Source organism: Methylobacterium adhaesivum, from assembly GCF_022179065.1.
Taxonomy (GTDB): Bacteria; Pseudomonadota; Alphaproteobacteria; order Rhizobiales; family Beijerinckiaceae; genus Methylobacterium; species Methylobacterium adhaesivum.
Map to the genome: position 1 here is coordinate 43500 of NZ_BPQD01000016.1, position 18007 is coordinate 61506.

Annotated in this window: 33 protein-coding genes; 16 read left to right on the forward strand and 17 right to left on the reverse strand. The window is 63.6% G+C overall.

Features of this window, described 5'->3' with window-relative positions; all coding sequences use genetic code 11:
- Nucleotides 1–19: 19 nt before the first annotated feature.
- From MFF01_RS13480 to MFF01_RS13490, 3 genes are all read left to right on the forward strand, one after another.
- On the forward strand, nucleotides 20–382 hold the full coding sequence (locus MFF01_RS13480; protein ID WP_238226136.1) for a VRR-NUC domain-containing protein: 363 nt from the start codon (nucleotides 20–22) through the stop codon (nucleotides 380–382).
- A complete protein-coding gene (locus MFF01_RS13485; protein ID WP_238226138.1) occupies nucleotides 382–1026 on the forward strand; it encodes a hypothetical protein in 645 nt (214 codons plus the stop codon). Before MFF01_RS13480 ends, MFF01_RS13485 begins: the two co-directional genes overlap by 1 nt.
- A 104-nt stretch (nucleotides 1027–1130) precedes the next feature.
- Entirely contained in the window at nucleotides 1131–1607 is a 477-nt protein-coding gene (locus tag MFF01_RS13490) for a hypothetical protein (RefSeq protein WP_238226140.1), read from the forward strand.
- A 271-nt stretch (nucleotides 1608–1878) separates the two neighbouring features.
- Here MFF01_RS13490 and MFF01_RS13495 read toward each other — a convergent pair whose 3' ends face one another.
- From MFF01_RS13495 to MFF01_RS13575, 17 genes are all read right to left on the reverse strand, one after another.
- Nucleotides 1879–2040, reverse strand: coding sequence for a hypothetical protein (locus MFF01_RS13495; protein ID WP_238226142.1), 162 nt, complete (start codon nucleotides 2038–2040; stop codon nucleotides 1879–1881).
- A gap of 14 nt (nucleotides 2041–2054) precedes the next feature.
- The gene (locus MFF01_RS13500) at nucleotides 2055–2873 is read right to left on the reverse strand and encodes a ParB/RepB/Spo0J family partition protein (RefSeq protein ID WP_238226144.1); all 819 of its coding nucleotides are present in this window, start codon (nucleotides 2871–2873) and stop codon (nucleotides 2055–2057) included.
- Between the two features lie 81 nt (nucleotides 2874–2954).
- On the reverse strand, nucleotides 2955–3242 hold the full coding sequence (locus MFF01_RS13505) for a DUF2158 domain-containing protein (protein WP_283207191.1): 288 nt from the start codon (nucleotides 3240–3242) through the stop codon (nucleotides 2955–2957).
- Nucleotides 3243–3348: 106 nt separating this feature from the next.
- On the reverse strand, nucleotides 3349–3897 hold the full coding sequence (locus tag MFF01_RS13510) for a helix-turn-helix domain-containing protein (RefSeq protein ID WP_238226147.1): 549 nt from the start codon (nucleotides 3895–3897) through the stop codon (nucleotides 3349–3351).
- Nucleotides 3894–4304: a lytic transglycosylase domain-containing protein gene (locus MFF01_RS13515; RefSeq protein ID WP_238226149.1), complete on the reverse strand. Its 411-nt coding sequence runs from the start codon at nucleotides 4302–4304 to the stop codon at nucleotides 3894–3896. Before MFF01_RS13515 ends, MFF01_RS13510 begins: the two co-directional genes overlap by 4 nt.
- Entirely contained in the window at nucleotides 4301–5413 is a 1113-nt protein-coding gene (locus MFF01_RS13520; RefSeq protein ID WP_238226151.1) for a hypothetical protein, read from the reverse strand. The genes MFF01_RS13515 and MFF01_RS13520 overlap by 4 nt, the downstream gene beginning before the upstream one ends.
- Before the next feature lie 62 nt (nucleotides 5414–5475).
- On the reverse strand, nucleotides 5476–5982 hold the full coding sequence (locus MFF01_RS13525; RefSeq protein ID WP_238226152.1) for a hypothetical protein: 507 nt from the start codon (nucleotides 5980–5982) through the stop codon (nucleotides 5476–5478).
- Between the two features lie 8 nt (nucleotides 5983–5990).
- Nucleotides 5991–6380: a hypothetical protein gene (locus MFF01_RS13530; protein WP_238226154.1), complete on the reverse strand. Its 390-nt coding sequence runs from the start codon at nucleotides 6378–6380 to the stop codon at nucleotides 5991–5993.
- Nucleotides 6377–6742 (reverse strand): HNH endonuclease signature motif containing protein, encoded by a 366-nt coding sequence (locus MFF01_RS13535; protein ID WP_238226156.1) that lies wholly within the window; start codon nucleotides 6740–6742, stop codon nucleotides 6377–6379. Before MFF01_RS13535 ends, MFF01_RS13530 begins: the two co-directional genes overlap by 4 nt.
- Complete coding sequence (locus tag MFF01_RS13540) at nucleotides 6739–6945, reverse strand: hypothetical protein (RefSeq protein WP_238226158.1); 207 nt, start codon at nucleotides 6943–6945, stop codon at nucleotides 6739–6741. Before MFF01_RS13540 ends, MFF01_RS13535 begins: the two co-directional genes overlap by 4 nt.
- A gap of 37 nt (nucleotides 6946–6982) precedes the next feature.
- A complete protein-coding gene (locus MFF01_RS13545) occupies nucleotides 6983–7258 on the reverse strand; it encodes a DUF2312 domain-containing protein (protein WP_238226160.1) in 276 nt (91 codons plus the stop codon).
- 31 nt (nucleotides 7259–7289) lie between these two features.
- On the reverse strand, nucleotides 7290–7571 hold the full coding sequence (locus MFF01_RS13550; RefSeq protein WP_238226162.1) for a hypothetical protein: 282 nt from the start codon (nucleotides 7569–7571) through the stop codon (nucleotides 7290–7292).
- 38 nt (nucleotides 7572–7609) lie between these two features.
- Nucleotides 7610–7831 carry a radical SAM family protein gene (locus MFF01_RS13555; protein ID WP_238226164.1) on the reverse strand — a complete coding sequence of 74 codons (222 nt, stop codon included), beginning with the start codon at nucleotides 7829–7831 and terminating at the stop codon, nucleotides 7610–7612.
- A gap of 10 nt (nucleotides 7832–7841) precedes the next feature.
- The gene (locus MFF01_RS13560) at nucleotides 7842–8384 is read right to left on the reverse strand and encodes a nucleoside triphosphate pyrophosphohydrolase family protein (RefSeq protein WP_238226166.1); all 543 of its coding nucleotides are present in this window, start codon (nucleotides 8382–8384) and stop codon (nucleotides 7842–7844) included.
- A 144-nt stretch (nucleotides 8385–8528) separates the two neighbouring features.
- Nucleotides 8529–8834, reverse strand: coding sequence for a hypothetical protein (locus tag MFF01_RS13565; RefSeq protein ID WP_238226168.1), 306 nt, complete (start codon nucleotides 8832–8834; stop codon nucleotides 8529–8531).
- Nucleotides 8831–9475, reverse strand: coding sequence for a hypothetical protein (locus MFF01_RS13570; RefSeq protein ID WP_238226170.1), 645 nt, complete (start codon nucleotides 9473–9475; stop codon nucleotides 8831–8833). Before MFF01_RS13570 ends, MFF01_RS13565 begins: the two co-directional genes overlap by 4 nt.
- The gene (locus MFF01_RS13575) at nucleotides 9475–9822 is read right to left on the reverse strand and encodes a hypothetical protein (protein ID WP_238226173.1); all 348 of its coding nucleotides are present in this window, start codon (nucleotides 9820–9822) and stop codon (nucleotides 9475–9477) included. Before MFF01_RS13575 ends, MFF01_RS13570 begins: the two co-directional genes overlap by 1 nt.
- 352 nt (nucleotides 9823–10174) lie before the next feature.
- Between MFF01_RS13575 and MFF01_RS13580 the strand changes: the two genes are divergently transcribed.
- The 13 genes from MFF01_RS13580 (at nucleotide 10175) to MFF01_RS13630 (ending at nucleotide 17987) form a co-directional block, all read left to right on the forward strand.
- Nucleotides 10175–11023, forward strand: a complete 849-nt coding sequence (locus MFF01_RS13580; protein WP_238226175.1) for a hypothetical protein — start codon at nucleotides 10175–10177, stop codon at nucleotides 11021–11023.
- 700 nt (nucleotides 11024–11723) lie between these two features.
- A complete protein-coding gene (locus tag MFF01_RS13585) occupies nucleotides 11724–12434 on the forward strand; it encodes a hypothetical protein (protein WP_238226177.1) in 711 nt (236 codons plus the stop codon).
- 132 nt (nucleotides 12435–12566) lie between these two features.
- On the forward strand, nucleotides 12567–13163 hold the full coding sequence (locus tag MFF01_RS13590; RefSeq protein ID WP_238226179.1) for a nucleoside/nucleotide kinase family protein: 597 nt from the start codon (nucleotides 12567–12569) through the stop codon (nucleotides 13161–13163).
- Nucleotides 13160–13408: a hypothetical protein gene (locus tag MFF01_RS13595; protein ID WP_238226181.1), complete on the forward strand. Its 249-nt coding sequence runs from the start codon at nucleotides 13160–13162 to the stop codon at nucleotides 13406–13408. The genes MFF01_RS13590 and MFF01_RS13595 overlap by 4 nt, the downstream gene beginning before the upstream one ends.
- The gene (locus MFF01_RS22075; protein WP_283207192.1) at nucleotides 13408–13536 is read left to right on the forward strand and encodes a hypothetical protein; all 129 of its coding nucleotides are present in this window, start codon (nucleotides 13408–13410) and stop codon (nucleotides 13534–13536) included. Before MFF01_RS13595 ends, MFF01_RS22075 begins: the two co-directional genes overlap by 1 nt.
- A gap of 111 nt (nucleotides 13537–13647) precedes the next feature.
- On the forward strand, nucleotides 13648–13782 hold the full coding sequence (locus MFF01_RS22080) for a hypothetical protein (RefSeq protein ID WP_283207193.1): 135 nt from the start codon (nucleotides 13648–13650) through the stop codon (nucleotides 13780–13782).
- Complete coding sequence (locus tag MFF01_RS13600) at nucleotides 13779–13985, forward strand: hypothetical protein (RefSeq protein ID WP_238226182.1); 207 nt, start codon at nucleotides 13779–13781, stop codon at nucleotides 13983–13985. The genes MFF01_RS22080 and MFF01_RS13600 overlap by 4 nt, the downstream gene beginning before the upstream one ends.
- Nucleotides 13973–14110: a hypothetical protein gene (locus MFF01_RS13605; RefSeq protein WP_238226184.1), complete on the forward strand. Its 138-nt coding sequence runs from the start codon at nucleotides 13973–13975 to the stop codon at nucleotides 14108–14110. Before MFF01_RS13600 ends, MFF01_RS13605 begins: the two co-directional genes overlap by 13 nt.
- A gap of 3 nt (nucleotides 14111–14113) precedes the next feature.
- Nucleotides 14114–14644 carry a terminase small subunit gene (locus tag MFF01_RS13610; protein ID WP_238226186.1) on the forward strand — a complete coding sequence of 177 codons (531 nt, stop codon included), beginning with the start codon at nucleotides 14114–14116 and terminating at the stop codon, nucleotides 14642–14644.
- Complete coding sequence (locus tag MFF01_RS13615) at nucleotides 14641–14874, forward strand: hypothetical protein (protein WP_238226188.1); 234 nt, start codon at nucleotides 14641–14643, stop codon at nucleotides 14872–14874. The genes MFF01_RS13610 and MFF01_RS13615 overlap by 4 nt, the downstream gene beginning before the upstream one ends.
- 163 nt (nucleotides 14875–15037) lie before the next feature.
- Nucleotides 15038–17005: a phage terminase large subunit family protein gene (locus MFF01_RS13620; RefSeq protein WP_238226189.1), complete on the forward strand. Its 1968-nt coding sequence runs from the start codon at nucleotides 15038–15040 to the stop codon at nucleotides 17003–17005.
- Between the two features lie 121 nt (nucleotides 17006–17126).
- Complete coding sequence (locus MFF01_RS13625) at nucleotides 17127–17459, forward strand: hypothetical protein (RefSeq protein WP_238226191.1); 333 nt, start codon at nucleotides 17127–17129, stop codon at nucleotides 17457–17459.
- Between the two features lie 24 nt (nucleotides 17460–17483).
- Entirely contained in the window at nucleotides 17484–17987 is a 504-nt protein-coding gene (locus tag MFF01_RS13630) for a hypothetical protein (RefSeq protein WP_238226193.1), read from the forward strand.
- Nucleotides 17988–18007: the final 20 nt, after the last annotated feature.

Sequence of the window (18007 nt, forward strand, 5' to 3'; positions counted from 1 at the left end):
AACCCGTGTCGTCAATCGCGTGCCCGAGTGGCGCTTTCAGGCCGAGGTTGTGGCCCGGCTTCACAAGATGGAAGCCGAAGGGTGCCCTCTTACTTGTGCCGGTGACATGGCCGCCGCGAAGAGATCGCAGGCCGAGCGCCAGACGGCGAAGGCGACCGGCCTGATGGCGGGAGAAACTGACGTTCGGGTATACATCGTCGGCGGTCGCCTGCTCTCGATCGAGTTGAAGGCGAAGAAGGGCTCGCGCTCGAAGGAACAGAAGGATCGGCACGCCCGGCTTGAAGCCCTCGGCTTCGAGGTCATGAACCCGCGGGCTGATACGCCCGAAGCTCTCGCCGATCTCGTCGAGGCCGAGGTTCGCGCCCGACTCCCGGCCGCCTGATGAGCGTTCAGCTTCAAGTCCGCCTCGACGCGAAAGACCTCGCCCGGCTCGCTGTGGTCAAGGGCAAGGCGAAGACGGCCGCCGCGAAGGCCCTGACCTTCACGGCGCAGGACTCGCAACTGGCGCTGAAGGGTCAGGTCCCTGGCGTCTTCCACCTTCGCAACGGGTGGGTGCCGAAGGGCGTCAGGCTCAAGTCGGCGTCAGCCGGGTCGATGTCCGCGCGCGTCGGGTCGGTCGATAAATACATGGAGCGCCACGTTATCGGCGCCGGGAAGCCGAAGCCCCCCGAGCGGGCGTTGACGATCAGCAAGAGCCGGGACTCCCGCGGTCGGCTGTCGTCGGGCGGCCTGATGATTATGCCTTACGGCGGGATCGGCGAGTACCCGACGCACACGGCCGTCAGCCGGAAGTTGAAGCGCGTCGGCGGTCAGAAGCGGAAGACGTTCAACATTCTCTCGAAGAGCGGCAATCAAGTCCTGATCGTGCGCCGCAAGTCGAAGAAGCGGACTCCCCTCCAGGTTCTCGGAATCCTTCGCGGCGAGGCGGTCGATATCAAACAAGAGTGGGATATGTTCGGGGCGGTCAAGGGCGTCGTCTCGGCCCGGTTCAGCGGTCACTTCGAGCGGGCGCTAGGGAAGCTCTAGGATCGCATCCGTCGTCAAAGCGACGGACCTCCGTCGGCGGGGGGCTTGACGTTTCATTCGCCCGGTTCCATGTGTCGATCCGAACCGGGGGCCGAGACGTTGTGATGACGGTCAGCTTTGCAGAATACGAGCGAGGGCCGTTCGCGACCATTTGGCATTCGCTTACCTATGGTTCGTGGGAATATTTCGTCAACAATTATCAATGCGACTTCTTCGGCTGGAAGGCTTGGATTCAGCGCGGAGAAATTTTGCGTGAGCGTGCTATTCAGCGCGTCAAGCAAATTCGAGATTCCTCACTCAATGAGCAGCGTTTGCACGAGTCTCGACGTGATGCGATGGAAGTTCGCTACGCGGGCCGGCTCTTGAATCGTCGCGGCTCCACTGAAGACCGCATGTCTTCATGGAAGACGACGATCGACCGTTTCCTGAAGTTGTTCTGCGGAAACCTTGTGATTGCGACGATTTCGGCGGGTCGAATACCTGTCGTCAATCTGTCTCATCATGTAGGCTTCAAATGCAGAACCAAGACTTCGAAGACATTCACGGTTTCGAACACGCCCTTGCTCTGGCCGAGCAACTAGCGGGCGCGGCACTGGAAGGCGAGTGCCTTATGCTCTCGCCTTCCGACCTTGGCTTGTGCGCCATGGTTCTTTTTCAGACCGTTAAACAGTTTGAAAATTGGAACGCGATCCACCTTAATCGCAACAAACTGAACGTGAACTGATTTGAATGCGTCGGCCGGGGGAACTCGGCCGACGCTTCTCATTGGGCCTTCAGAAACGTTCAGGGCGCCCGTGAGCGCCCTTTGCGTGTGATCGTGGGGGTTAGGCGCTCGTCGGCCCTGGCGCCTCTCTAATTGGCGCGGACGCACCGATGATGGACCCGGTTCGTATAGCGAGTCGGAAACCCGGCCGCCTCGCGCGCCGCCGCCTCGCATAGATCGAGGGTCGCGAACTGCGCCGTCGCGAGGGCGTTGCCGCCGTCGCTGCCATACGCCGAGATATAGAGGATCAAGACCCAAGCCGCGGTTAGAGCCCCGCCGCTTCGCGAAGGCGGTCATAGTAGGCCCGCGGGATGCTGATCGTCACCGACTCCTCGTCGCGCTCGCTCACGTCGGCGACGCCGAAAGCTTCTTTCACGGCCTTCTTCAGCGTCATCTTCGAGGGGCCGCCGTCGAGATGCTTCGCGGTCGCCTTCGTCTTGCCGGCCGCCTTCGCCGTCTCGACGGCCTCGGTCAGGTTTGCGACCGCGGCCTCGCCGTTGCCGTCCGCGGCCCTGACCGCCTTCAGCGCGAGGTCGGTCGAAACCGAGCCGTCACGCACGAGAGCCTTCACGCCCTCGGGCGCCGCCTGAACCGTGAGAAGCTGAACGACCCGGTTCTTCGTCATGCCGGTCTTCGTCCCGATCTCGTCCTCGCTCCACCCGAGGTCGATCAGGCGCTTGAAGACCTTCCCCTTCTCGAAGGGCGAGAGCGGCTTGCCCGCGTTCCTGACGATTTGGCTCAGGACGTGATCGGCCTCGCTCGAATAGCGGGCCTCGGTCTGAACCGGGACGCTCTTGATCTCGGCACCGAGCACGTCGCGGGCGTATAGCGCGGCCCCGCGGCGGCGGTGCCCGTTCGTGACGTAGACCTTCCCGTCCTCGAAGATGGCCGTCATCGTCTCGCGCACGCCGTTCTCGGCGATTGAGCGCGCGAGGGCGAGGTCGTCTTCGTCGGCCGGGTCGAAGTCATACTCGCGGGCGTTCCATCCCGCTCTGACGTGGAGGTCGTCAAGCGAGAGTCGGAAGGTGTCGGAACGACCGACGGCGAGTTCTTTGATCCCGTGAAGCTTCTTCGTCTCGGTCATGGCTCTGTCCCTCGGCGTCCGTTCGCTCTTCCGTTGACATGGGTGATTAAGTCGGCCCTGTCAACGGATATGACGGATGGATTAAAAGGGAATATCGTCATCGAGGTCGAAGCCGAGCCGGTTCGTACCGCGACCGCCGAAGCCGCCGCTTACCGGAGGCGTGCGAGGGCGGCCCGTGCTTTCCGGGGTGACGGGCTCGCACTTCTGAAGGGCGCCAATCGGAAGCTCGGTCTGATGAAGCGTCCCGGTGTCGTCGGTCCCGCACCATGCGACGCACACGGATTCATCCGTGACGGCGGTCACGGTCATATCGGGCGAGCCCGACTTCAGTTCGACGAGATCGCCGACGGCGAAAGGGGGGCGGCGCATGGGGCTCAGTCCAGGGGTGGGAGGGGGATGGTCTCGACGCCGGCCTCGGCAAACATCGCGCAAGCGGCGTTGATCGACTCGGCCCATGCCTCGACGCTCGGGCGGGTCATGCCGTCCCCTTCGGCCATTCGAGCTTCCAAAGGTGGGCGATCCACGCCTCGACGGTATCCTCGGCCGGGCGCCCGTACTTCCTCACGACGGCCTCGACGCGCTTGCAGCCGTGCAAGACGGTCGTGTGATCCCGGTCGCCGAACGCCTTGCCGATTTGCGGGAGCGAGCGGCCGGTGAAGCGGCGGCTGACGTAGAAGGCGATTTGCCGGGACTTCACGATCGGCGCCGTGCGGCGCTCGCTCTTCATGGCTGCAACGTGCATCCCCGTCCCATGACAGACGGCGCGGATCACGGGCGCGATCGGGGCGTTCGCGCCGTTGGACGGGAGGCCGGTCGCGAGAACCGGGGCGAGGTTCAGGGGCGCCGGGGCGGGGGGCTCGACGAAGGCCGGCTCGGGCGGGAGCGGGATCGCCGGGCCGAGCCCGCGCTTTTCGATCCGGGGCGGGGGCGAGGGGCGCACGCGCTCGATCGGAACGATCGGCATCGGCGGGCGGCCGTTGCTCATGATCGGGCGGATGATCTCGAAGGTGTGAAATCCGGTCATGAATGCCCCCCGAGAACCTTGCGGCCGTAGGCCGTGCAAACCGGGCGGGCGTAGGTCCCGCGGTTGTAAAGGCTGATCCCCGCGCACCCGGCGCCGCCCCGGCTCAGGGCCTCGCGAAGGTAGCGCATCGCCCCGTCGAGGTTCTGACGGCAGTCGAGGGGATTGCGGACCCCGAGGGCGCGAGCGGTGCGGGGCATAAGCTGACCGAGCCCCGCGGCGCCGCTCCGGTTGCGGGCGTTGCAGCGGTATCCCGACTCGACCCTGACGACGCCGTGAGCGATGCGGCCGGGAACGCCGTGCTTGGCGGCGTAGTGATCGACGAGGGCGTGAACGCCCTCGCTCCCGTCGGCGAGGGCCGGGGCGGCAAAAGCCGCCACGGCGAACGCCATGAGCGCCAGGCGCTTCACTTCATCAGCCCTTCGACCGCGGCGTCGATCGCCTCGATCGTCAGGCCGATCGCGCGGTCACGGGCCGGACTCAGCACGTCAGTCGGGCTCTCGCCCCGCGCTTGGCTCAGGGTGTTACGGGCGCGCGTGAGAGCCTGAACGCCCGCCGTCACGTCCCGGCGGCCCTGCTCGCGAGCGGCACGCACCATGCGGATGACCGTCGCCGCCGAGGCGGTATAGAGCCCGGCATGGTCGACGCAGTGAAACCCTTGCTGCTCGGCCGCTTCGAGGATGAAGTTCTCTTCTTCCGTGAAGAAGGGCTCGGGCTCGACCTCGGGGGTCGGGTCGATCTCGGGCTCGGGCTGGCGGCCGATCCCATAGATCGCCCGAAACACGTCGCCGGGGACCTCGCTCGCGTCGACCTCATAGAACCGGGCGTCGGGGCCGGCCCTGGCGATCACGGCCTCGCGGACCTCGGGCGGGAGCGAGGCCGGGTCGATCTCGACGAAGCCCGGCGGGAGCGACGAGGGGGCGGGCGCCTCGTCGGCATCGTCGCGGGGAAGATGCTTCTCGGCGACCGTGATGATCCGCTCGAAGTGACCGTCGGCGATCCCGTGCGGGGCGTCCTGAGCGATCAGCACGACCGCGGCGAGGGCGTCCTTCAGGGTCTCGCTGTCGGTCGCCCTGGCGAGCGCAACGCCCTCGGGGACGTAGGGGCCGAGCACGGTCGAAACGTCGTGGATCGAGCCGAGGCCGGTCGCGCAAAGGTAGGCCCGCCCGATCGCCTTCGAGAGGTCAACGATCGCCGCCTCGGCGATGCGAAGGTGACGCTCGCCCCGCTGGGCCTCGGCGGCGTACATGCCGCCCGAGCGGGCGTTGACCTCGGCGACGTGAATGGCGGCGTCGCGCTGTCGGGCGACCGAGATCAGGGTCGCTTCGAGGCTGTTGCGTTCGCGACGGCAGGCGTCGAGCGCGACGTGCTGATCGCGCACCGTCTCGCGAAGGCCGTCGATCGAGTCCTTACTGAAGTCGACCCGCTCGAAAAGCTCTTCGACGAGGCGGGCGAGGATCGGGCCGGGCAAGGCTCCGCCGTTCACGGGCGCGCGGCCCGCGGTGCAATTCGTGCTCATGATTTTCTCGAAGGTTTGAGGGGCTTCAGCCGCCTCGGGTGAAGACTATCGGGGCAAGCCGGTCAGTTGACGTTGACGACCAGGGGCTCGACGCGAAGACGAAACGGCTTGTCGCTGTAGAGATACGATCCGTTCCACTGGCGATATTCGTCGTTCTGATTCCAGTAGAAGACATATTCGCCCGACGAGCCGAACGTGCCCTCGTCGGACGGGGCCGGGGTCGCGAGGTACGTGTCGGCGGCGTTGCCGGGCTGAACCTTCCGCACGATCGAGGTCGGGTCGGTCAGGCGCTTCGAGCCGGAAGTGATCTTGCCCTTGACGCCCTCATACATGACGGGCTGACCGGACTGGTTGAGCAGGATCACGAAGCCCATGGCGCCGGGGCGGGAGGTCTGCTCGATCCGGCGCTTGATATTGTCGATCTCGGCGTTCTCGACGAACGTGATCGAGTTCGCGGCTTCGGCCGCCTTCTTCGCCTGAGCGTTCTTCACGGTCGGGGCGGGCGACGCCGGCACGTTGCAGGCGGTCAGGGCGAGAGCGAGGACGGCGAGGGTCAGGGCGCGCTTCATGGCGGGGCTCACTGGCACGAGGCGGGGTTCAGGGTCTCGGGCACGTCGCCGTGCTTGAAGATCGACTTATTGACCTTCGCCGAGTTGGCGTTGAAGCGGTTCGCGAGATCGAGGCACGAGGCGCGAAGCGACGAGAGTTCGATCCGAAGACGCACGCGCTCGGAAGCGTCTTTCTCAGCATCGGCGAGCGTCTTGTGCCCGGCGACCTGAGCAGCGCGCACGTTGAATTGCGCGTTTACGTCGTGGAACCATTCGTAAGACTGAACGATATTTTCGGTCTGAAGGGTCTTATTGATGACCCGGCTCGGGGCCGACACGATCGACGAGAAGGTCGAATACGCCGCGACGGCGATCGGAAGGGCGATCACCGCGGCAGCGATCAAGAGGCCCTGTTTCATGCTGCAATCCTCGTTTCTTCGTGGGAAGTGTATTCGCAGATCAGAGCGGCGCGACTACTGTCTCGGCGCTTCTGATTTTCTTTGTGAGTGACCATCTCTAGATGATCCTCACGAACACAAAGCCGGTTTCGGCACTTGTGATCTATCTGTTTACGAGGCGGCACGAGCCCGTTTTCATTGACCCATGCCGTGATGTGGACGGCGACCGTTCCACCGTCGAGGCTCATTCGGGGATACCCCGAGCCCCGACCCGTCTCGCCCGAGGTCGGCCCCGTCCAAACGTGACAGGGCGTATCGAGCAGGCCGGGGACTTCGACCGTGCGGGCCGCGATCTTCTCGCGGATACGGTCTCGCCGGCTCACGGGCGCGCCTCGGCTTTGAGGCGGCGGGACCGGGCGCACCCGAACCGGGCGACCGTCTCGCCCTCGTGAAGCTCGGCCCGCTTGGCGATGGCGGCTTCAGCCTTCGCGAAGCATTGGGTCGGGGTGACTTCCCCCGGAAGGGGGAAGCGGTCTTCCTGGCACTCGCCGGTCAGGGCGGAACAGAATAGAACGACGAGGATCATTGGAGGGTCGGCCCGGTTCGAAGTTGCTTTCGTGCTCTCAGACCATCCCGAGGGCTTGCATGTAGAGTTCAAGGATCGCTTCCTCTTCCTGGCGCTCGGCGTGATCCTTCAGGCGCAGGGCGATGATCTTGCGAAGAGCCTTCACGTCGAAGCCGGTGCCTTTGGCCTCGGCGTAAACGTCTTTCATGTCGGCCTTCAGCCCGGCGATCTCTTCGTGAAGGCGTTCGATCCGTTCAATGAAAGCCTTCAACTGATCGGCGGCGACGCTGCTCGCATCGACGACGGGGGCCGGGGCGGTGTCCGTGGCGCTCATGGGTGCGGGTTCCTGCTCGTGCGAGGGCGGATCAGGCGGCGCGGAACTGAAGCGGAGCGTCGGGGACCGAGCGGAAGCCCTTGGTCGGGTGGAGGTCGAACGCCTTCAGCACGAGGACGCGGCCGAGGTTGGCGTCGATGTAGAAGGCGGCCGGGAGGAACTGACGGCGCGGCATCTTCAGCGGGCGCAGACCGGCGGCGATGCGGGCGCCGCGCATCAGCTTCTTCAGGCTCGACCCGTGGGACGGGCTGATATTGCGGCGGCTGATGTAATAGAGGCCGTCGTTCATGGCGGCGGCGTTCTTCTTCGACATGGGGCGGGCTTTCTTCGTGTGGTGGAGGGGGGAAGGGGTCAGACCTCGACGCCGAGGCCGGCGAGGTCGCGGTCGATCGCCTCAATCGCCACGCCGATCACGTCGATCAGGGCGGGCTTCAGGGCGGCGACGAGATCGGGACGAAGATCGAAGCCGTTCAAGACGAGGATCGGCTTTGCCCTGGCGTTCATGTGAAGGTCGCGAAGATAGTCTCGCGACTTCTTCAGTTCACCGACGCGGGGGAGGTCCGAGAGCTTCACGGCCCGGCCCTCAATACTTCTTGCCGCCGTGCGCCTGACGGGCGCCGGGCTGATGATCCGCCAGGGTCACGTTGAAGGCGCTCTTCTCGGCAATGGCGCCGCCGAGATCGAGCTTCAGCTTGCCGGCGAGATCACCGATCCGAAGCACGGCGTCGGCGAGTTCGACTTCGAGCATCGGGCGATGGGGCAGCTTGTCGTCCATCAGTCCCTTGCGGTGGCCTTCCATGCCTTCGGCGATCTCGCTCACGATCAGCATGAGCTTCGAGGCGACGATGTACGGGAAGGCGCTAGACTCGCTCAGGTCGGTCCCCGTCTCGGGGTCGATCCACCATCCGGCCTCGGAACTCCGGTCGTGGGCGTGCCGCATCAGAACGTTGCCGGCGGCACGCACGGCGCTCAGGTCGCCCGAAGCGAGGTCGGCAAGGGCGTCGGCGGCCGTAGCGTGAACCGAGTTCTCGTCTACGCTCAGGGCGTCAGCCGAGATTTCCATGATCCCCTGAAGGGCGTCGATCAGGACGACGTTTTGCTCTTCGAGCTTCGAGACTTCGGACATAGCTTCCCCGATCCCGCTCACGGCGGGTTTTGTTTCGCTGTATTGTTGAAGGGCGCCGCCCCTCGGCCTGTCCGGTATGAGATCAAAGGCCGTAGACGGGGAGGTTATTTAAGTCGCCCATAGACGGGCGTTGCTGTCGCCTTACTAGGCGGCGAGCGGGAGCGGGGCGCACACCCTCGGCACGAGGGCGAGCAGGGCCTTCTTCGGGCGGACGATACCGACGGCATTCATGCCGGCCTCGGTCACGCGGAAGACGACCATTCGGCCATAGTTCGCGGCGTGATCCTCGACGAGCAGGCCGAGCCTTGCGAGGCGCATCGCGACCGGGAAGGTTGGCCGTCCCGAGTTCCAGGCGGTGCGATTGCGGTGCGCCGTGGTCTTCGTATCGAGGCCGAGGGCCGCGCGGATCAAGGCGATCTCGTCGCCCGAGAGGTTGTCGTTCTCGGTCATGCGGCCATGCTCCCGCGGGGCTCGATCGCGGCCCGCATCAGGGCGTTGCGACGATTCACGACGCGCTCGGCTTCGGCCTTCGCGCTGGCGAGGGCGTCGTTCAGGTCTTTCGTCATCGGCCCGAGGGCGCGGTTCACGGCCTCGATCAGGCGAGCCCGCTCGGCCGTCAGCACCTTCTTCCGGTCCTCGACGAGAACCTTCAGTTCTTCGAGGCGGTGGAGGCTCGCCGAGTCCCATCCGGCGCGACCGGCGACGAGGGCGAAGCGGGCCTGCTCGAAGCTGTCGAACCGGGCGATCTCGCGGCGCTTCTCGAAGCGGCCGGGCTCGCGATGCTGACCGAACACGTTCGGCGAGCGGTCATAGAGGCTGACCCGGATCACGTCGGGCTCGCCGTGCTCATTGAGCAGGAAGCCGATCAGCGACTTCGGGGCCTCGCGGTCGATGCGGACGATCCACGCCGGCCCCATCGTCTCGGGGTTCGCCTCGCCAAGGATGCGACCACGGATGATCGCGAAGCGCGGCTCGGGCGCCGTGATCGCGGGGGGTTGGGGGGCCGGGGGAGCAAGCCGGGGAGCGGGCTCGGGGGGCGGGCTGGCGAAGTCGCGGATCGCGGGGCGCGTGGGGGCGGGGCAGTCGAGCATCACGCGAACTTCCGGGTTGCGGTGGGGGTCAGCTTCCACACGGTCGCATCGTGGCCGCTCGTGTTGGGGCGGCGCTCGGCAGTCTTCTCGATCTCGCCGAGGGCGAAGAGTTCCGTGAAGCGGGGGCGCACCGAGAGCACCGATTCCCCCAAGAGGGCGGCCGTCTCGTCGGCGGTCATGTTGCCCGCCATCGCGAGGGCGACGATCACCCTCGCGCGAAGGGTCGCCGCGCGACCCGAGATCATGGCGGCCGAGGCCGCTGAAGCCCCGCCCCGCTCTTTTGCGCCGGGCGCAAGCGGATAGGGGCCGACCGATTGCTCGGCCGGGCTGGTAGGCAGGGCGTTCACGTTGCGCCTCGTCGTCGGGGTGGGCGGCCCGTGGGCCGGTCCGTTGGATATGACGGAAACAACGGATCAGGTCAACCGTTATGAACGGACCGTCTACGCAATCGAGACAGATACCGTCGGCGGTGTGGTATCGTCGGGGTGGGGGCTTGGTTCGCGGGTCAGACTTATCCACACGGCGAACCCTCCGAACTAACACCCCATTGAAATCGTTCAGGAAAGAAAAACGACCTATGAGGTCAGAGTGCAGTATGTATAAGAAGATATAAGGGGGGGAAACATATAGGGGATAAGGGATGGCTCTTTTAACCCCCTTTTCCTATATGGAGACGACTCAACCGAAGGACCCCTGAGAATGCCGATCATGCCGGAAGTCCGTCGCCTAGGTCTGCGATGGGAGGCGCTTCAATCTGCCGTGTCGTCGTTCATGGCGAGCGCACCGACGGACGGCGTTCCGTTGTGGCAATTCGAGGAACAGTGCCTCCCGTGGATCGCACCCGAGGACAGGCCCGCGATCGTGAAGGCGCTCAGGGGGAAGAGGCTGATCTTCCCGGTCAGGAACGGCGCCGTCGTGCGGATCTTCGCTACCGTGCCGACGAGCAGGCTCTTCGAGCCCCCTGCCGACGTGCCGCTCGATCAGTTCCTTCGTGCGGTGTCGCCTCACATGCACCGCCTCGCCGAGATCGTGGGGTCTCGTGAGGCCGAGCCGATGCGAGCGAATAGGTCCGTCGAGGCCGAGGCGTCCCGCCTGCTCTCGGCGATCATGCAACGGCACTTCGACAAGGGCCTCGATCTCGGGGGCGCTCGCGCGGCGTTGTGGCGCACGTTCCATGCCGACGTGATGGCGGTCGTCATGCGGCGCAATCCGATCCTGGCGCGGGAAAGCCGGGTCTCGGTCGTCGCCCCGAGAAAGGTGAAGCCGAAGAAGGTCGCCGCGGGGTTGCCGTTGCCCGAGCGTATCGTCGCCCTCGTGGGGAAGGCGGGGAAGGCGGGTCTCGTGAAGACGGACCTTCGCCGTGCGTTGCCGCGACCTCGGCCCTCGGCGGCCGACCTCGACGAGACGATCGTGTCGCTCACCGAGTCCGGCTTGCTTCAGACCGCGACCGTGAAGCTGACCGTCAGGGGGAAGCCGGGCCTTCGCCTCTTCTCGGCCGGGGCTGACGTGCCTCGGGTCATGAGCGATGGCACGGCGGCCTTCGACTGAGCCCCTGACCTACGGCTTGCTCCATAGAAAAAGCCCGGCCTTATCGGTCGGGCTTTGTCATGTGTGCTGATGAAGGAAGAAGATCAAACTAAGATCATGGATGCGTGAAGGCATACGAGACGCACGCAACGCCGAGAGCGAAGGACGCAAGGCACACGAGTTCGAAGGCGTCACGGGCAAGCGCGCGAAGCATGAGACGAAACCTCTGAAGGTAAAAGCTCTAGACCGAACTGATCTCTCGAAGACTGTGAGAGCGAAGAGCGATGAAGAGACAATACTTCGAGGCATCGACGGATGCAACGGATATGATGGACGACGACGGATGATGCACGGCCCATGCTTAACGCACCCTTACCATGCACGCACCCTATGCCATGCCTCTATTGCGCAACACTTGAGGCGATGTGCGATGCGACATGAGACGATGAAGACTAGACTTGCATGGACGACCGAATACTTGTGCGAAAGCAGAAGAAAGGAAGATTGTTCTACAAGAATGAGTTGACAAACATATATGTCACAGTGATGTTGCATATCAGCAACGCTTGGGTCCCTCCGGGGGGCCGCCCCCTGCGGGTAACGCGCGATCCCGGTCCTCCGCTAGATAGAATTGAGAAAGCACTATTTTCTGACTCCCTACCCTACTCGAAATTCTGCATAACAAGCTTGATGCTGATACCCATTGAAAAATGGATTTTGAATGCCCATCGGTCTGGACCTCGATTCACTCTTCACGGTTGGTACGAGTGTAGTGTCAGGCGCCCTTGGAGGCGGCATTTGGCAAAGCTTCATTGGTGACTACCTTAAACGAAAAGAAGCAGATCGAGCTGAAAATAAAGAAGCAAAAGCGCTCTGCTTAAAAATACTACCATTGCTCGTAGAGATCGAGCACAAATATCGAGTAGAAGCGGCAGAAAATCTCTACCTTTGGAACATCAAAGACGACATTCATGATGATATTGTTCCCAACGTGAAGATACGCCCATTGGACAAAAAAATCGCTCAAGATTTGGATGATGCAAAACTTCATATGCTTGAAGGCGAAATTGCAATACGCATATCATTGATTGAACGCGAAATTACAGCAATAAATGCAGAGCTAGATTCAGTGCAATCCTCTAGCTACTACAGCTATGACCACCCAGGTAATATTGCTATAGCCGCAAAGAATCATGCAGATATTAAACTGACGGCTTTTCTCTTGCAGTTAAATGATCTGAGAAAGAGAATGATGACTACCTACATAGGCAAAAGGTCGTGGAGTTCAAAAGAAAAAAGAGGTCATAAACAGTTAGTTGCGATGAATAAAAAGGCGAGAGCTCATAAAAGCTTGACTTATAAGATGCGATTAAAGTTAGCAAACTTAAAACGAAAGCTTTATATGAAGCTCGCCTTGTGGCGTGCTCGTTAGGTTTATGCCGCCTAATTATCAGTACGCCATGTCTCATAGTTATATGAGGGATACCAAAACGACCCCGCCGACCGGCTCGGCCGTGTGCATCTTCCGCCCCGTCAAGTCTCGGGGAAGGGCCGGATGCTCGTCGTGGGAATCACCGGCCTCGCCGGATCAGGGAAATCGACGGCGGCCGAGCGACTGATCTCGCGCCACGGCTTCGAGCGCGGCAAGTTCGCGAACGCCCTGAAGGAAATGCTCCGCACGCTGCTCCGCTACCGCGGGGCGGATGAGGCGACGATCGAGAGGATGATCGAAGGCGACCTGAAAGAGGTCCCCTCGCCGCTGCTCAACGGCCGCTCCCCGCGCCACGCGATGAAGACCCTCGGCACCGAATGGGGCCGGGATGAGATTAACGAAGATCTTTGGGTCGATACCGAGACGGCCTCGGTCCTTCGCCGGAAGCCCGAGAAGATCGTCTTCGACGACGTGCGGTTCCCGAATGAGGTCGCCGCGATCCGCCGCCTCGGCGGTCAAATCTGGCGCGTTTCCCGCTCGATCGAGGACTATGCGCGCGCGAAGAAGGGCGCCGCCGCCGCGGCCTCGCATCCGAGCGAAGCCCTCGGCGCCGTGCCCGACCGGCAACTCGGAAACTACGGCGGCAAGGCCGAGCTTGCCGCTGTCGTCGATATGCAGATCGCCGCGATGGCGCGAGCCGCCGAGCGTGCCGCGGCGAGGGCCGCGTGATGCGCGTCCTCGGCCTTCCCCTCTTCGGCGTGATCCTCCCCTTCGTCGGCCGCCGCACGGTGCCGCTGAACCGTGACGGGTCGTTCGTCGATACCGGCCTCGACGACCTGACCGACGAGCGCGGCCCGTACTTCGTGCGCCCGTTCGTCGTCGAATGGCTCGGCTTCGGCCTCCCCCTGACCGGCTCGCTCGTCTTCGACACCCTCACGGGCGAGGCGATCGACCCCCCTTGGGAGTGCCTGTGATGGCCGTCGATGTCGAGAAGCTGATCCGAGCCCTCGCCGTGATGCTCGTCGTCTTCGTCCTCGCCGCGCTCGGCTTCGTGGCCGTCGCCGCCCTCGCCCTCTTCCACATGCTCGGGGCCGTTCCGTGACGCCGCTGCTCGCCGCCTTCCTCGACGCCCTGAAGATCATGGGCAGCCCCGGCGCTCTCGCCGCCGCTTGCGAGATCGTCATGCGCGCTCGCCCCTCGAAGGACTCCTGACATGCTGCGCGCCCTCGCCGGGGCGGTCGTCTTCACGATCGTCGCCGTGATCCTGGCCCCGGTCCTCGCCTTCGTCGGCGTCGTGATCGCCCTCTTCATCGCGCTCGGCGCGGCCGTCGCGGCGACCGAGTCATGAGCCGCGCCGGCTTCGTGCTCGGGCCGCTCGTCGTCGGGACGATGCGGCACCCGTCCGACAAGGGCCTCGTCGCCCCCGTCCGCACCTGGGCGAACGGCTTGCTCCACCGGGGCGTGACGTTCAACGTGACCCCCTGGCGTGATCCGAAGCCGGGCCGCTACGGCGTGGCCCCGATCGGGCTCGTGCTCGCATGGCGCCTGTAATGGCCCGGCGCATCGCGATCACGATCCTTCTGATCCTGGCGCTCTTCGCTGCCGTCTCGCACGAGGATGGCGTCGCGCTCGGGCTCGTCGTCTCGGCGATCTTCGCCGGCATCGTGGACGCCTGAGCGATGGGGCGGATTCTCAATCGCGCCGAGGTCGCCGAGACGTTCGGTTACTCGCTCCCCACGGTCGATACGTGGATCAAAGACGGCCTTCCGGCGCGCCAGCAAGGCGCGAAGGGCGTGCCGTGGCAGTTTGATTCGGCCGAGGTTCACGCATGGCTCGTGAAGAAGGCTCGGGCGACCCGGCGCACGCGCGGCAACGCCTTCGGCGACGAGAAGGGCGGCGACGAACAGGCCGAGGGGCATATCACCCTCGACGAGGCGAAGCGCCGCAAAGAGGTCGCGAACGCCAAGTCGGCCGAACTCGACTTCGCCCGCGACATGGATGCCGTCGCCCCGATCGACATGATCGCGAAGGTTCTGAGCGACGAGATCGCCAACGCGCGCGCCCGCCTGCTCGCGATCCCGACGAAGTTCCGGCCCTCGGCTCAGCTTCATGCGTCCGACCCCGAGCGGGCGAAGAAGCTCGTGACGATCGTCGATGAACTCATTCACTCGGCCCTGACCGAGATCAAGGCCGCCGGGGTGCCGAAGTGATCGAGTGGAGCACCCCCGAGGGGCACTTCGCGACGGCGCGCATCGGTGCCGTTCAGGTCGCCGTCGTGCGCCGCGATCGCGATCACGCCCTCGCCGTCTACTATCTCGGCGAACGCGGCACGAGCCGGCATGAGAACGCCGAGGAAGCCCGTCGGCACGTCGAGGCTTACGTCGCGCACTGGCTTCTCTCGGCGGGCCTTCAGCGGGCTCCTATGAGGGCCGCCGCATGACCGCGCGTGACCGCTTCGCTCAGTGCGACTCGTGCGGCTGGCATGGGTTGCGGGCCGACCTCGTGCCCGGCCCTGGCGTGCTCGACGAGCTTTGCCCCGAATGCTCGTCGGAAGACACGGTTTGGACCGACGAGCCGCCCCCGTCCGACGGGGAGGCCGCCGCGTGAACGCTGACTTCAACCCGGCGACCCTCGAAGTCCTCGGCGACTTCGACGCGGCGCACGAGGAACGCCTTCGCGCGCGGGTCCGCGAGCTTATCGGTCAGTCTTTCGGGCCGCCGCCGAAGTTCACGGTCTCGGAATGGGCCGACGACCGGCGCGAACTGTCGTCAGAAGCATCTTCCGAGCCCGGAAAATGGTCTACTAGCCGCGTTGAGCCGTCTCGCGGCGTCATGGATGCTTGCTCTGATCCCGAGATCGAGCTTGTCACGGCCATGATCTCCGCTCAGAGCTTCAAATCCGAAGTAATTCTGAACCTAGCGGGCTTTCACGTCGATCTTGATCCGTGCCCGATGCTAATTCTGCAACCGACGTTGCAAATGGCCGAGGCATTCTCGAAAGATCGTCTTTCGACGATGATCCGAGACACGCCGGTTATTGCGGCGAAGCTCGGATCGCACTCGCGCGACTCCGAAGATACTATTCTTCATAAGAAGTACCCCGGCGGACATATCACGCTCGCGGGCGCGAACTCGCCGGCCTCGCTCGCCTCGCGACCGATCCGAATCCTGCTCGCCGACGAGGTTGACCGTTACGAGGCGAGCGCCGGCAAGGAAGGCGACCCGGTTTCGCTCGCCGTCGAGCGAACTACCACGTTCTGGAATCGGAAGATCATCCTCGTCTCGACGCCCACGATCAAGGGTGCGAGCCGGATCGAGGCGTCATACCTCGAAAGCGATCAGCGTCGGTACTTCGTGCCGTGCCCGAAGTGCGCTCACGAGCAGCACCTTCAATGGAAGCAAGTCCGGTGGCCCGAGGGCAAGCCGGAAGAGGCCCGTTACCATTGCGAGGCGACCGACGCCGAGACCGGCGAGGTCTGTGATTATGCGTGGTCCGAGGCCGAGCGGCTTGAAGCCGTTCAGCGCGGCCGATGGATCGCGACCCGGCCCGAGGTCAAAGGTCATGCCGGCTTCCACCTGAACCGCATCGCCTCGCCCTGGCAGGCCCTTGGCGTCATGGCGCGCGACTTCGTGCTCGCGAAACCGCACCCCGAGCGGCTGAAGACGTGGGTCAACACCCGGCTCGCCGAGACCTGGGAAGAGAAGGGCGAACGCGCCGACGGCGGATCGCTGCTCGGCCGCCGCGAGGACTACACGACGACCGCGATCCCCTCGGGCGTCGGAACGATCGTGTGCGGCGTCGATATTCAGGACGATCGCTTCGAGGTCGAGTGGATCGGATGGGGGTCCGACGACGAGTCATGGTCGCTCGACTACGCCGTGAGGTACGGGGACCCGAACAACCCCTCGTTTTGGGAACAACTCGATCACGCTCTTCTTCGCGAGTTCCCGCACCCGGCCGGAATCGACATGCGCGTCGAAGCGGCTTGCATCGACTCGGGCGGCCACTTCACGCAACAGGTCTATGACTTTGCCCGACCCCGGCTCGGCCGCAAGGTCTACGCGATCAAGGGCATCGGCGGACCCGGCAAGCCGATTTGGCCGCCGAAGGGCACGAAGAACGCCGCGAAAAAGATCACGGTCTTCGTGCTCGGCGTCGATCAAGCGAAAGACCTTCATTACAAGCGCCTCGGCGTCAAGGAACCGGGGCCGGGATACTGTCACTTTCCCAATCGAGAGCCGTATGAAAAGCCGTATTTCGACGGCTTGACTGCGGAAAAGGCAATTTTGAAGGTCGATCGGCGCGGATTCACGCAAAAAGAGTGGATCAAAGATCGCGTTCGAAATGAGCCGCTGGATTGTCGAGTTTATGGGATTGCGGCGCGGCTTTCTTTAGGTATCGACATGAGTCGCCGTCTCTCGGCCCTTCGTCAGGCCGCCGAGGTCAACCGAAACGCTGCGCCCCGTCCGACGGCCGCCGGCCCCTCCCTTCGGGAAGGCGCCGTGCTCGCCCCGGCCGCGGCGGCGGCTCGGCCGCGCCGCCGGGTTCGGAGTTCCGGGGTTCAGTTGTGAAGACAACCGATTAATTCGGTTGTGTGAGTGGCGGTTCCCCTACGTTTCGGCTATACGATCCGATCAATCTCATCCGTCGGCCTCGACGAGATGCCGACGGATATGCTCAGGAAGGGCGAACATGGGAGGGGCAGAGATCACGGCGGCACGCGAACGCCTCGGGGAGCTTTGGGGGGTCGGTCGCCCCCTGATGCGCTCGGAACTGGCGCGAGCACTCGGCCTGTCGGCGACGAACGGCAACGATCACGTTTTAAATATGGAAAACGAGAAGAGCCGAGTTTCCGGCACGATCGCGATCCTCGTCGGGCTCTATCTCGACGGTGCGTCTCCACCGGATGGCCTCGAAATCTTCCGCGAGCGCGGAAGGCGCCGAGCAGACTCCGAGACGGGCGAGATGCCTCCCGCGGCGGCACCCCGCCGCCGGAAGGCGGGCGACGCCAAGCAACCGGGTTGAAGAGGTATCTATCGAGGGCATAAAATGAGCGAAGTTCAAGCCGAGGTTTTAAATTATCACCGACTAATCGGAGAGGTCATCACAAAGAATGCCGCCCTAGAGAGTTGGCTTGAAGCTGTTCTGTGGAGGTCGTTTGAAGGTAGAGTAAGCGAGCCTATCCCTCTAGCAACGTCCCTTCTAGGCACTCAAAGCTGGACTTCAGGAAAGATAAAACTTTGCAATGCGGCTTTGATTAATCTGCTCGACAAAGATTTTCGTAAAAGGTGGGACGCGATCTATGCCGAATTGAGATCGCTTAATACTTTCCGCGGCGATATTGCGCATAGTGAACTAATCGTAATTCACGACGCCGACGAAAATTCACTGAAGACTGCCCTAAGGAAAGGTGGATCAAATTTATTACAAAAGAATTGGGAAATTAAGACCGATCAGTTAGAGGCTGAACTCCAACGTTATCATAGCGTGTTCCGGTTGCTATTTCAGTTTTGCAAAGATTTGGGAGATGCAAACGCGCAAAGAACCGCGTAATCGCAAAAGAGGCGTAACGA